Raw genomic sequence first — 11,892 nt, 5'->3', positions numbered from 1 at the left:
GCTATGTCTTTGTGAACGCGTGCACAAAGATGGTGTCCGATTTGCCCGGCAGAAGTGACCGGGGTCACGCCGGTTTCACGCCCGGAGCGGGAACCAGCGCACACGCACCGCCGCTCCTTCGTTACTGGGGGCAAAACCGCACACACTCCTCACGAATCCCGCCCCCGAGACCAAACCGCCGTCGATCCTAAGCGACTTTCCGTCCGGTTTGGACTACTCGGTCAGTGCCCGGCGCAGCCGCTCCTCGTTCACGCGCCAGAAGGTGTGCTGCTCACCGTCGACCAGCACGACGGGGATCTGCTCCCAGTAGCGGTCGTGGAGGTCGGGATCCCGCGTGATGTCCTTGGGCTCCCACGGCACTCCGAGGTCGCCGCACACCCTCTCCACCACCACCTGCGCGTCGTCGCACAGATGGCAGCCGGGCTTGCGGATCAGCGTCACCAGCCGCGCTCGCGGCTCTGCCTTGCGTCGGAAGAGCGGACTCATACCGGCCATTCTCGCGCGCCCCGGCGAGCCCTTCGCCCGGCGTTCACACCACGCCAACCTCTCGACTCCGGAACCTTCGGACACAGTGGCTATGCTCGCGTCATGGCCGCTCTCGGATGGCTCACTCCCCGTAGGCGCTCCGCCACGGCGCGGAGCGTGTTGGCAGGCGAGGCTTCGGCGGAGGCCGCCCGCAAGTCCTCGCAGGAGACCGCCACGCCCGCGGAACCGCAGTTCCCGGTGATCGGCGACGTCGAGGCCGCCGCCTTCTTCGACCTGGACAACACGGTGATGCAGGGCGCCGCGCTCTTCCACTTCGGCCGGGGGCTGTACAAGCGGAAGTTCTTCGAGACCCGCGACCTCGCCCGGTTCGCCTGGCAGCAGGCCTGGTTCCGGCTGGCCGGCGTCGAGGACCCCGAGCACATGCAGGACGCCCGGGACTCGGCACTGTCGATCGTCAAGGGCCACCGCGTCGCCGAGCTGGAGTCGATCGGCGAGGAGATCTACGACGAGTACATGGCCGACCGCATCTGGCCCGGCACCCGCGCCCTGGCCCAGGCCCACCTGGACGCGGGCCAGAAGGTGTGGCTGGTCACCGCGGCCCCGGTGGAGATCGCGCAGGTGATCGCGCGCCGCCTCGGCCTGACCGGCGCCCTCGGCACGGTGGCCGAGTCGGTCGACGGCGTCTACACCGGCCGGCTGGTCGGCGAGCCGCTGCACGGGCCCGCCAAGGCGGAGGCGGTGCGCGCGCTGGCCGCCGCCGAGGGGCTGGACCTCTCCCGCTGCGCGGCCTACAGCGACAGCCACAACGACATCCCGATGCTGTCCCTGGTCGGCCACCCCTACGCCATCAACCCGGACGCCAAGCTGCGCCGGCACGCCCGCGAGCAGGACTGGCGGCTGCGGGACTACCGCACGGGCCGCAAGGCGGCGAAGGTCGGCATCCCGGCGGCTGCGGGCGTCGGCGCGGTGGCCGGCGGCACGGCGGCCGCGATCGCCCTGAGCCGTCGGCGCCGGTAGCCGCGACCCGTCACGGAACCCCCGTCCGCGCGCACGAGTATGCCGCGGCCATTTCAACACGCCTCCTACTTCACCGAAACACGCCTCTTTTCGTTCAACAACCGATCAATTTCATGCACGCGATCCGGCATCAAACAGCAAGAGAAGCGACGCAATCGACGATTTGAGCAACTCGGCGTAGCAGCGCCTATACGAAGCGTTATTCTCCTCAGACGCAAACCGGTACCCCTCCGTCGCTACGACGGGTGAACGGTCCCGCACTGCACGTGATGGAAGCTCTGCCTCTGGGAGTCCCGTGTACCCACACGTCGGGGTTGACGCCTCGGGCCTGGCTACGCTGCGCGCAACGGTCGCGACGGTCAAGGAAACACTGCGCGGCTTCGTCCCCACCGCGTACGCCGTCCCCGCCTTCGCAGCCGCCGCGCCCACAGGCCCGTGCTACGCACTGGCCGACGGCAGCGCCGCCGTCGGCAGACGGGGGCGTGCCACCGGCCCGGCCACCGCCCGCCGGCCGGCCGCCGACAGCGACAGCGCCCGCATGATGGACCTCGTCGAACGCGCCCAGTCCGGCGAGGCCGAGGCCTTCGGGCGCCTCTACGACCAGTACAGCGACACCGTCTACCGGTACATCTACTACCGCGTCGGTGGCCGGGCCACCGCCGAGGACCTCACCAGCGAGACCTTCCTGCGGGCACTGCGCAGGATCGGCACCTTCACCTGGCAGGGCCGCGACTTCGGCGCCTGGCTGGTCACCATCGCCCGGAACCTGGTCGCCGACCACTTCAAGTCCAGCCGCTTCCGGCTGGAGGTCACCACCGGCGAGATGCTCGACGCCAACGAGGTCGAACGCTCCCCGGAGGACTCCGTCCTGGAGTCCCTGTCCAACGCCGCCCTGCTGGACGCCGTACGACGGCTCAACCCACAGCAGCAGGAGTGCGTGACGCTCCGCTTCCTCCAGGGCCTCTCGGTCGCCGAGACCGCCCGGGTCATGGGCAAGAACGAGGGCGCCATCAAAACCCTCCAGTACCGCGCCGTGCGCACCCTCGCCCGGCTGCTGCCCGACGACGCCCGCTGACCGGGACGACGGCGGGCGAGGCCCAACTCACGCTCCGTGACAGCGTGTTGCCTTTTCTAACCGTCCGCCCGCCGTCCGTAACCCAAGTGCCGTGCCAGTCGTTGTGCGGGATACAGGCTCCCTGTGGTCACGTCCCGGCCCTCCCCGATCACCCGATCCGGGGAACCGGCCGTGGGCGTGCAACCCTCAGGACCCCCTGGGGAGTCGACCGTCATGACGAGAGGAGGTGCCGCCAGTGATCGCGAACGTATCGGCGCACCGGCGGGCGAACGCCTTCGCCCAGGCCCTGGAGGAGCAGTCCGACCGGGACACGGCGGCCGAGCAGTCCGAAGACCCGGCGGGTTCCCCGCCGACCGCCGAGGAACCGACCGGACAGGGCGAGCTGCTGGCCCTGGCGGCGGGACTCGGCGCGCTGCCCAGGCCACAGCTCGACCCGGAGGTCAAGGCCGTCCAGCGGGCCCAACTGGTGGCCGCGATGGAGGCCATGCTCCAGGAGGGGACCGGGGCGGCGGCCACGTCCGTACCGGAACAGCGTTCCCACCGGGCCAGGGGCGAGCACCGGGCGGGCCCGCTCGGCAAGCTCCGCCCACGCACCCGGCTGACCAAGGGACTCGCGGCCGGCGGGCTCAGCGTCGGCGTGGCCGCCGGGGCCTTCGGCGGAGTCGCCGCCGCCAGCTCCGACGCCCTGCCCGGCGACTCGCTGTACGGCCTGAAGCGCGGCATCGAGGACTTCAAGCTCAACTACCTGACCGACGGCGACGACCAGCGCGGCCAGACCTACCTCGACCAGGCCTCCACCCGGCTCGGCGAGGTCCGCCGGCTGCTGGAGCGCGGCCGGGGCGACCACCTGGACCACGAGTCCATCGGCGAGATCCGCCGCACCCTGTCCGGGATGCGGCACGACGTCACCGAGGGCCACCGGCTGCTGCACGCGGCCTATGAGGCCGACCCGGACTCCCTGGGCCCCATCCAGGCACTGGACGCCTTCTCCCGGTCCCACCGCGAGGCGTGGAGCGCGCTCAGCGACAAGCTGCCCGTCCAGCTCGGCGACGTCAAACAGGAGGTGTCGTCGGTCTTCGACGCCATAGACGAAGAGGTCGCCCCGCTGCAGTCCCTGCTCCCGCGACAGCCGGCCCGGCCCGGCGAGAACGGACACCGGGGCGGCTCCGGCCCGTCGTCCACCGGCTCCGCCGACACCGGCCGGACGGCACCGCCCGGCACCGGCGGCCACACCCCCTCCCCCGGCCGGCACTCCGGCACCGACGCGCCGAGCGACCCGGCCACCGGCAGCGGCGGCGAGGGCCTCCTCGGCGGCGACACCGGCGGCCTGCTCGACCCGCCCAAGAGCGGCACCACCGGCAGCAGCCCGTCCGCCGGCAAGTCGCCGTCGGACCAGCCGGACGTCACCATCCCGCCGCTCATCCCGGACCTGCTCCCCGGCCTCGGCATCGACGGCGAGAACGCGGACTAGCCCGGGTGCGGCCACGGCCGTGGGGGCGCCTCTTTCCGAGCAGGGGCGCCCCCACGGCCGTACGTCTCCTCGAAGCCGGCGTAAGGCTTGTCAGAAGAACACCGACCGCCGCTGCACCAGCAGCTTGTACAGCGTGTGCTGGATCTGCTCGCGCACCTGGTCGGTCAGGTTGAACATCAGCATCGGGTCCTCGGCGGCCTCCGGCGGATAGCCGTCCGTCGGGATCGGCTCGCCGAACTGGATCGTCCACTTCGTCGGCAGCGGGATCGCGCCCAGCGGACCCAGCCAGGGAAACGTCGGCGTCAGCGGGAAGTACGGGATGCCCAGCACCCGGGCCAGCGTCTTGGCGTTGCCGATCATCGGGTAGATCTCCTCCGCCCCGACGATCGAGCACGGCACGATCGGCACGCCCTGGCGCAGCGCCGTGGAGACGAAGCCGCCCCGGCCGAACCGCTGGAGCTTGTAGCGCTCGCCGAAAGGTTTCCCGATGCCCTTGAAGCCCTCCGGCATCACCCCGACCAGCTCGCCCTGGCCCAGCAGCCGTTCGGCGTCCTCCGCGCAGGCGAGGGTGTGGCCCAGCTTGCGGGCCAGCTCGTTGACCACCGGCAGCACGAAGACCAGGTCGGCCGCCAGCAGCCGCAGGTGCCGGCCGGCGGGATGGTGGTCGTGCACCGCCACCTGCATCATCAGGCCGTCCAGCGGCAGCGTCCCGGAGTGGTTGGCGACGATCAGCGCCCCGCCCTCCGCCGGGATGTTCTCGACGCCCTTCACCTCGACCCGGAAGTACTTCTCGTACACCGGCCGCAGCAGCGACATCAGGACCTGGTCGGTCAGCTCCTCGTCGTAGCCGAAGTCGTCGACCTCGTAGTCCCCGGTGAGCCGGCGCCGCAGGAAGGCCAGCCCGGCCGCCACCTGCCGCTCCAGGCCACCGCCCGGCCCGTCACCCCGCTCCTCGTCCTGCCCGTCGGCCCCCGGCGGCTCCACCGGCTCGTCCTGCCCTGCCGACTCGCGGCCCGGCAGCGGCTGGACCGCGCCCATCCCGCCCGGCTCCCCGGGCGCGCCGCGCCGCCCGCCCCCGCGCCGGCGCGCCTGGCGCTGTGCGGCACTCCCCCGGGACCGGTCGTCATCGAACGGAATGACCTTGGCGTCCGCCATCGTTGCCGCTCCTCAGTTGGCGCTGTGCGTCTGGGGGTGGCCGGCCGCTCTCGCGGACAGCTCGGCGACCCGGTCGACGGCCCCGGCGAGGGTCTGAGGCGGCAGCAGCCCCGGGCCCAGCGCGTGCGCGAAGTCCGCGAACGTCTCGGCCGTCGTGTAGCGGGGGGTAAAGCCCAGCGTCTCGCGCATCTGGCCGGTGTCCACCACCCGCCCATGGGTGAGCAGCCGGATCTGCTCCGGCGAGAAGTCCGTCATACCGAGCGTACGCACCAGGGACCCGGCCCAGGTGACGGCGGGCAGCAGCAGCGGCACGGTGGGCCGCCCCAGCCGCCGGGAGCACTGCGAGAGGAGCAGCACACCGTCCCCGGCGATGTTGAAGGTGCCGCTGTTGAGGCTGCCCCGGCGCGGCTCGTGCGAGGCGATCCGCAGCACCTCGATCACGTCGTCCTCGTGCACGAACTGCAGCCGTGGGTCGTAGCCGAACACGGTCGGCAGGACGGGCAGCGCGAAGTAGGAGGCGAGCGGGGTGTCCACGGTGGGACCGAGGATGTTGGCGAACCGCAGCACGCACACGGCGACGTCCGGCCGCCGCCGCGCGAACCCGCGCACATACCCCTCCACCTCGACGGTGTCCTTGGCGAAGCCGCCGCTGGGCAGCGACTTGGGCGGGGTCGTCTCGGTGAACACGGCCGGATCGCGCGGCGCCGAGCCGTAGACGTTGGTGCTGGACTTCACCACCAGCCGGCGCACGGCCGGCGACTTCTGGCAGGCGCCGAGCAGCTGCATGGTGCCGATGACATTGGTCTCCTTGACCGTGGCCCGGCTGCCGCCGCCCAGCGCGGTGCCGGTCACGTCCAGGTGGACGACCGTGTCGGCGCCGGACTCGGCGAGTACACGGGCGATGGTCGGCTGCCGGATGTCGGTCTGGACGAAGTCGGCGCCGCCCAGATGGTGCTCGGGCGGCACGGCGTCCACGGCGATCACCCGGTCCACCTCCGGGCCCCGCAGGATCCGCCGCACGAACCGGCCGCCCAGCTGCCGGGCCACTCCGGTGACGAGCACGACCCTTCCCAAGACCGGCCCCTCCTTCCGCGTATCCGGTATCCCGCGTTCCCCGTGTGCGGCCAACCTAGCCGGTCGGCGGCGCGGTGTGAGGACCCCGATGGCGCGGAGGGACGGATTTTCCCCCGTCGGCTCCCCGCCGGCACCTGTCCGGCTCGCCCGTCGGCTCCTGTCCGGAACATGCCTGTGGCCCCCCACCACTGCTGGTGGGAGGCCACAGGTGCCACGCTCTCGCGGCGTCGCTCGCGGACACCCCGCTTGCGCGGGGACCGCTTACTTCTTGTTGCGACGCTGAACGCGCGTGCGCTTGAGCAGCTTGCGGTGCTTCTTCTTGGCCATCCGCTTGCGCCGCTTCTTGATAACAGAGCCCACGACTACCCTCGCTCACTTCTCATCACTCGGTTGTTTGGGCGCCATGGGCCCACACGACCTACGAGGGGCTAGCCTACCCAACCGAGCGCCGAGGTCGTAATCGAGGGGGTCTCCCCCGGTCACCCGGGGGTCGCCGTCAGGCCGTCTCCACCCCCACATAGCTGTCGCGGAGGTACTCGTGTACCGCTTGTTCCGGGACGCGGAAGGACCGCCCCACCCGGATCGCGGGCAGATGACCGCTGTGCACCAGGCGGTACACGGTCATCTTGGACACTCGCATCACCGCGGCGACTTCCGCCACGGTCAGGAACTGAACCTCGTTCAGAGGCCTCTCGCCAGCTGCAGCCATGACACACCTGAACCTTCCGCACTCGACGGCCACCGGCTTCCCCTTCCGGTGACTCTTCGTCGTTGCGTGCTCACTCCCCAGACTAGGGGCGGGTGATGCGAGTGGGGAAGAGGTGCACCCATCGGCGGCCTACTGTGACAGACAGGCCCGATTGAGCACGTAGCGGGTCAGCGGCCGGTAGTGACCAGACCGCACTGCGTCATCAACCGGAACGACGACGGCCACCCGTCCCTCGGCCTCCCCGACGAACGGCGCCGGGTCGTCGGTGTCGGCCAGCCCGATGGCCTCGAACCCCAGCTGACCTGCGCCGCAGACCCATCCGTGATCACCGACGACCAGCTCGGGCAGCGGTCCGCCGGCCCCCGCCGCGGCCTCCAGCGCGACCCGAACCGGCAGCGGCGAATGGCTGTGGGCACCCGGCTCACAACCGGGGCGCCCGCTCGCCGGTTCCCGCATCAGGGCAACCCCTCGTACGTAGTCGAGGCGATGGGGACGTAGGCCGAACCGGGTCAATATGTCGACACAATGACCCTGCGCCGGGGTGAGGACCTCACATCCCGCCGTTGACAGCGCGTCCGCCAGAGCGGCGTAGAAACCCAGCAGCCGCCGCGGGTGCCCGGTACCCAGCAGCACGGGCGCGCCGCGCCGGGCCGCCTCCCGGAGCCGCCCGGCGAAGGCGTCCAGCGCGGCGAGCGTCCGCTCCGGATCGATCACGTCGGGTCCGCTCGTGTGGCGCGGGTCGGCCGAGACCCCGCACGTCCGCGCCATCAGGGCGAGCAGGTCGGGGAACTCCCAGGCGCCCTCGGGATCGATTCCGATCAGCACGCGCGGATCCCGGGCCGCGAACAGCCGGTAACTGCGCAGGCTTTCCTCCCGCGAGGTCGCCACCACCCCGGCCAGCCGGGCGGCCACCAGGTGGGCGCGGAGCCGGGCGGAAGACGACACGGATGCGATGGTGGCCCATCGGGGACGGGGACGGGGCGAAAACGACGGGATTCGCGCGGATGGCCTAACAACTCCCCACGCGGCCGCGGAAAGTCGCGCCGCCGGGGGCGGGCGCCCCTTCCGGCCGACCGCGGCGGGCCGCGCTACGGCAGCAGCCCCCGCAGGGGGAACACCGCCCGGCGGGTGGCCAGTACGGCCTGGTCGATCCGGTCGGCGGGGTCGTAACCCGCCTCCCACTCGCCGTACTCCACCGGCCACCGCCCGTCCGTCATCCGCCGCGGGCCCGGTTGCCGGGTCCGGGCGTACACGTCCCGTCGCCAGCCCTCGGGGACCTCCGCCTCCGGTGCCACCGGCCGGCCCGCCACGATGCCCACCAGATGCGTCCACGAGCGCGGCACGACGTCCACGACCGCGTATCCGCCCCCGCCGAGCGCGACCCACTTGCCGTCCGCGTACGCGTGCGCCAGCTCGTGGCACGCCAGCTGTACGGCCCGCTGCGCGTCCAGCGAGACGGCCAGGTGGGCAAGCGGGTCCTCGAAGTGGGTGTCGGCACCGTGCTGGGAGACCAGGACCTGCGGCCGGAAGCCGGCGAGCAGTTCCGGTACGACGGCGTGGAACGCCCGCAGCCACCCCGCGTCCCCCGTGCCGGCGGGCAGCGCCACGTTCACCGCGGCGCCCTCCCCCGCGCCCGCGCCCGTCTCCTGCGGCCACCCGGTCCCCGGGAACAGCGTGCCGGGGTGCTCGTGCAGCGAGATCGTCAGCACCCGCGGGTCCTCCCAGAACGCGGCCTGCACCCCGTCCCCGTGGTGCACGTCGACGTCCACGTAGGCGACCCGCTCGGCGCCCAGCTCCAGCAGCCGCGCGATCGCCAGCGCCGCGTCGTTGTACACGCAGAACCCCGACGCGCCGCCCGGCATCGCGTGGTGCAGCCCGCCCGCGAAGTTCACCGCGTGCTCGGCATCCCCCCGCCACACCGCCTCGGCGGCCCCCACCGACTGCCCCGCGATCAGCGCGGACACCTCGTGCATCCCGGCGAACGCCGGATCGTCGAGCGTGCCGAGCCCGTACGACCCGTCGGCCCCCGCCGGGTCCTCCGACGCGGCCTTCACCGCGTCGATGTAGTCCTCCCGGTGGACCAGCCGGAGCGTCGACTCGCCGGCCGGTTTGGCCGCGACGACCGCCAGTTGCCGGTCGAGCCCGAAGGAGCCGACCAGCCGGTGGGTCAGCTCCAGCCTGACCGGATCCATCGGGTGGCCCGGACCGAAGTCATAGCCCGTCACTGCCTGGTCCCACATCAGCTGTGCGCGGCCGCTCATGCCCGCCACCGTATCGGTCCGGTTGAGCCGCGAACGACCTGGCGTACGCCAGGGTCACCAGTATCAGCACCATCGGCACGAGCATCGCGCCCCGGTGGTTCCAGGCGTCCCCCAGCGCGCCCACGAGCGGCGAACCGATGAGGAAACCCACGTAGTTGAAGAGGTTCAGCCGCGCGATCGCCGCGTCCGAGGCCCCGGGACCGTGCCGTTCGAAGGCGTGCCGGCCGGCCGCCGCGAAGGTCTGCGGCACCAGCGCACACAGCCCCAGCCCCACCAGCGTGAACCCGAGCATCCCCACCCACGCGCCGGGCGCCAGCGCCACCACCGCGAACCCGCCGGCCGCCACCAGCGCCCCGAGCCGGACGACCGTCACCGCCCCGAACCGCCGCACCCCGAGGTCCCCGACCGCCCGCCCGGCCAGTGTGGTCACCATGTACACGTTGTACGGCACGGTCGCCAACTGCTCCGAGCCGCCCAGCACGTCCTTCAGGTACTTCGCGCTCCAGTTGGAGACGGTGGAGTCCCCGATGTAGGTGAAGGTCATCACCAGGCACAGCGGCAGCAGCAGCGTGGAGGCGGCCCCGCCGCCGTCCCCCGGGACGTCCCGCACCGGCGCCGGCTCCCCGTCGACGTACCACCGGCTCCCCAGCAGCCCCGCCGGCAGCAGCACGGCCACCACCGGCAGGTACGACGCCCACAGCGCGAGCTGCCAGTGCGCCCCGGCCCAGGCCAGCGAGGCTCCCACGATCCCGCCCAGGCTGTAGACGGCGTGGAAGCCCAGCATGATGCTGCGCCCGTAGGACCGCTGGAGGCTGACGCCGAGCATGTTCATGGACGCGTCCAGCGCGCCCACCGCCAGGCCGAAGACGCCCAGCGCCACCGCCGGCGCGGCCACCTGCCCGGCTCCGCCCGCCCCGGCCCCGAGCAGCGCCAGCAGCACCACCGGCTGGGACCAGCGCAGCACCCGGCTCGGCCGCACCCGCCTCACCAGCCGCCCGGTGGCCACGCTGCCGACCCCGGCGAGGACCGGTACGGCGGCCAGGAAGACCGGGAGCAGCGCGTCGGAGACGCCGTACCGGTCCTGGACGGCCGGGATGCGCGTGACCAGCAGGGCGAAGGCTGCGCCCTGCGCGAAGAAGGCGAACGCCAGCGAGGCCCTGCCGCGCCGCAGCACATCGGTCATGGCGGCGAGGGTAGGGGCCCGGACTACCTGTGGGTAGATCCGGCCAAAGGTGAATTCGCTTCAGCTTCGGTCCCCCGGGCAGCCACCGACCGCCTGGCGGTGGCTGCCCGCCGGGCGGCGACCGCGGCGGCCTCGGTCTCGGCGGTGATCAGCCGGCCCATCGGTACCGCGGCCAGACCGCCGCCCCACAGCAGGGAGAACAGCCGTTCTTTGCGCCGGAACCGCTCCGAGCCGACCGCCGCGCCCGAGCCGAGTCGCGCCCAGGCGGCCTCGCGGGCCGGGTCGCCCTTGACCAGGAAGGCTTCACGACGGTGCTCATCATGGGCCTGCCGAGCAGTACGGAGACGAGGATGCCGACCGCCACCGTGCTGCTGACCGCGCCGTCCTTGGCGAGCATCAGCCGCGGGTCGCCGGAGACGCAACTCAGCACCAGCGAGACGGCGTTGACGGCGAGGATCAGCACGGCGAGCGCGTTGATCCGCCGCTCCCGGACCACACCGGACACGGTCCGCGCGGCTGGTAGGCGCCGAGCGGCGCGGCGATGTCGATGAAACAGCGGCTTGACATGGTCCGCCGCGCCCGGTCGCCGGTCCTGGGTCCCCGTGGTCTTCGTCATGTGCTCAGCTTCGCCGCCGGGCGGGGTCCGGCGGTAGAAACGATCGTCCGGAGGCCCGGGTGACAAATGTCAGCCCGGCCCGCCGACGAGGGTCACATCAGCAGGGCGGCCAACTCCTCCATGCGGGCGAAGAGTTGCCCGGCGCCGACGAGCCGCTCCGGCGGTGTCATCGCGGTGAACCCGTACACGTCCATCCCGGCCGCGACGGCGGCCTGGACGCCGAGCGGGGAGTCCTCCACGACCACGCACCGCCCGGGGGCCACCCCCATCCGCTTCGCCGCGTACTGGAACAGGTCCGGCGCCGGCTTGCCCCGGCCGACGTCCTCCGAGCTGAAGATCCGCTCGTCGGTGAACCACCGGTCGAGCCCGGTCGTGCGGTGTCCCACCCGTATCCGCTCGTGGCTGCCGGAGGAGGCCACGCAGTACGGCACCCCGTCAGCGGCCAGCTTCTCCAGTACGTCCGTCACCCCGGGCACGGGCCGCAACTCCCGCTCGAACGCGGCGAACACCCGCGCGTGGAAGACCTCGTCGAAGTCGTCCGGCAGCCGCCGGCCCGTGCGCTCCAGCACCAGATCGTGGACGCGGTGCATCGCCGAACCCATGTAGTCGCGGATGGAGTCCTCGTACGACGTCGGGTGCCCCAGCTCGGTGAGATAGCCGGCCAGGAGCCGGTTGGATATCGGCTCGCTGTCCACGAGGACACCGTCGTTGTCGAAGATGACGAGGTCATAGCGCATGCGGTAGACCCTAATCGACCCTCATGGGCCCTGATGGACCCGTGACGCAGAAAACCCCCGCACCATACGATGCGGGGGTTTTCCCTAAAAATTGTTCGGCGGCGTCCT

At 72.1% G+C, this 11,892-nt stretch carries 13 protein-coding genes; 3 read left to right on the top strand and 10 right to left on the bottom strand.

From position 1 onward, the window contains the following. Positions 1 to 213 precede the first annotated feature (213 nt). Positions 214 to 486 carry a glutaredoxin family protein gene (locus tag ABD350_RS30665; RefSeq protein WP_382466875.1) on the bottom strand — a complete coding sequence of 91 codons (273 nt, stop codon included), beginning with the start codon at positions 484 to 486 and terminating at the stop codon, positions 214 to 216. A gap of 102 nt (positions 487 to 588) precedes the next feature. On the opposite strand from ABD350_RS30665, the gene ABD350_RS30660 reads away from it, so the two are divergent. The 3 genes from ABD350_RS30660 to ABD350_RS30650 all read left to right on the top strand — a co-directional run bounded on the left by ABD350_RS30660 (position 589) and on the right by ABD350_RS30650 (position 4,049). After that, complete coding sequence (locus ABD350_RS30660) at positions 589 to 1,503, top strand: HAD family hydrolase (RefSeq protein WP_344352166.1); 915 nt, start codon at positions 589 to 591, stop codon at positions 1,501 to 1,503. 295 nt (positions 1,504 to 1,798) lie between these two features. Continuing rightward, a complete protein-coding gene (locus tag ABD350_RS30655) occupies positions 1,799 to 2,578 on the top strand; it encodes an ECF subfamily RNA polymerase sigma factor, BldN family (protein WP_344352164.1) in 780 nt (259 codons plus the stop codon). A 235-nt stretch (positions 2,579 to 2,813) separates the two neighbouring features. Next, positions 2,814 to 4,049 (top strand): DUF5667 domain-containing protein, encoded by a 1,236-nt coding sequence (locus ABD350_RS30650; protein WP_344352162.1) that lies wholly within the window; start codon positions 2,814 to 2,816, stop codon positions 4,047 to 4,049. A gap of 90 nt (positions 4,050 to 4,139) precedes the next feature. Here the strand turns inward: ABD350_RS30650 and ABD350_RS30645 are convergent, their stop codons facing one another. From ABD350_RS30645 to ABD350_RS30605, 9 genes are all read right to left on the bottom strand, one after another. Further along, the gene (locus ABD350_RS30645; RefSeq protein ID WP_344352160.1) at positions 4,140 to 5,204 is read right to left on the bottom strand and encodes a lysophospholipid acyltransferase family protein; all 1,065 of its coding nucleotides are present in this window, start codon (positions 5,202 to 5,204) and stop codon (positions 4,140 to 4,142) included. 12 nt (positions 5,205 to 5,216) lie between these two features. Then, the gene (locus ABD350_RS30640; protein ID WP_344352158.1) at positions 5,217 to 6,278 is read right to left on the bottom strand and encodes an NAD-dependent epimerase/dehydratase family protein; all 1,062 of its coding nucleotides are present in this window, start codon (positions 6,276 to 6,278) and stop codon (positions 5,217 to 5,219) included. A 261-nt stretch (positions 6,279 to 6,539) separates the two neighbouring features. Then, the gene (locus ABD350_RS30635) at positions 6,540 to 6,638 is read right to left on the bottom strand and encodes a 30S ribosomal protein bS22 (protein WP_003948845.1); all 99 of its coding nucleotides are present in this window, start codon (positions 6,636 to 6,638) and stop codon (positions 6,540 to 6,542) included. A gap of 136 nt (positions 6,639 to 6,774) precedes the next feature. Beyond that, a complete protein-coding gene (locus ABD350_RS30630) occupies positions 6,775 to 6,987 on the bottom strand; it encodes a helix-turn-helix domain-containing protein (protein ID WP_157847082.1) in 213 nt (70 codons plus the stop codon). A gap of 129 nt (positions 6,988 to 7,116) precedes the next feature. Then, positions 7,117 to 7,932: a phosphatase gene (locus tag ABD350_RS30625; protein ID WP_344352155.1), complete on the bottom strand. Its 816-nt coding sequence runs from the start codon at positions 7,930 to 7,932 to the stop codon at positions 7,117 to 7,119. Between the two features lie 143 nt (positions 7,933 to 8,075). Then, entirely contained in the window at positions 8,076 to 9,248 is a 1,173-nt protein-coding gene (locus ABD350_RS30620) for an acetoin utilization protein AcuC (RefSeq protein WP_344352153.1), read from the bottom strand. Then, positions 9,199 to 10,422 carry an MFS transporter gene (locus tag ABD350_RS30615; protein ID WP_344352237.1) on the bottom strand — a complete coding sequence of 408 codons (1,224 nt, stop codon included), beginning with the start codon at positions 10,420 to 10,422 and terminating at the stop codon, positions 9,199 to 9,201. Before ABD350_RS30615 ends, ABD350_RS30620 begins: the two co-directional genes overlap by 50 nt. 157 nt (positions 10,423 to 10,579) lie before the next feature. Next, positions 10,580 to 11,047: a VC0807 family protein gene (locus ABD350_RS30610; RefSeq protein ID WP_344352151.1), complete on the bottom strand. Its 468-nt coding sequence runs from the start codon at positions 11,045 to 11,047 to the stop codon at positions 10,580 to 10,582. Positions 11,048 to 11,139: 92 nt separating this feature from the next. Then, positions 11,140 to 11,784: an HAD family hydrolase gene (locus tag ABD350_RS30605; protein ID WP_344352149.1), complete on the bottom strand. Its 645-nt coding sequence runs from the start codon at positions 11,782 to 11,784 to the stop codon at positions 11,140 to 11,142. Positions 11,785 to 11,892 lie beyond the last annotated feature (108 nt).

The sequence above is a fragment of the Streptomyces nogalater genome (genome assembly GCF_039532885.1).
GTDB classification, from domain to species: Bacteria; Actinomycetota; Actinomycetes; order Streptomycetales; family Streptomycetaceae; genus Streptomyces; species Streptomyces nogalater.
Note: the sequence above shows the minus strand (reverse complement) of the source record. Positions and strands in the feature narration are given on the sequence as shown.

What these genes read in the sequence shown, in the direction of transcription:
- ABD350_RS30610 (WP_344352151.1), bottom strand. Translation starts at nt 11,047, where the DNA reads ATGACGAAGACCACGGGGACCCAGGACCGGCGACCGGGCGCGGCGGAC.
- ABD350_RS30645 (WP_344352160.1), bottom strand. Translation starts at nt 5,204, where the DNA reads ATGGCGGACGCCAAGGTCATTCCGTTCGATGACGACCGGTCCCGGGGG.
- ABD350_RS30620 (WP_344352153.1), bottom strand. Translation starts at nt 9,248, where the DNA reads ATGAGCGGCCGCGCACAGCTGATGTGGGACCAGGCAGTGACGGGCTAT.
- ABD350_RS30665 (WP_382466875.1), bottom strand. Translation starts at nt 486, where the DNA reads ATGAGTCCGCTCTTCCGACGCAAGGCAGAGCCGCGAGCGCGGCTGGTG.
- ABD350_RS30630 (WP_157847082.1), bottom strand. Translation starts at nt 6,987, where the DNA reads ATGGCTGCAGCTGGCGAGAGGCCTCTGAACGAGGTTCAGTTCCTGACC.
- ABD350_RS30660 (WP_344352166.1), top strand. Translation starts at nt 589, where the DNA reads ATGGCCGCTCTCGGATGGCTCACTCCCCGTAGGCGCTCCGCCACGGCG.
- ABD350_RS30605 (WP_344352149.1), bottom strand. Translation starts at nt 11,784, where the DNA reads ATGCGCTATGACCTCGTCATCTTCGACAACGACGGTGTCCTCGTGGAC.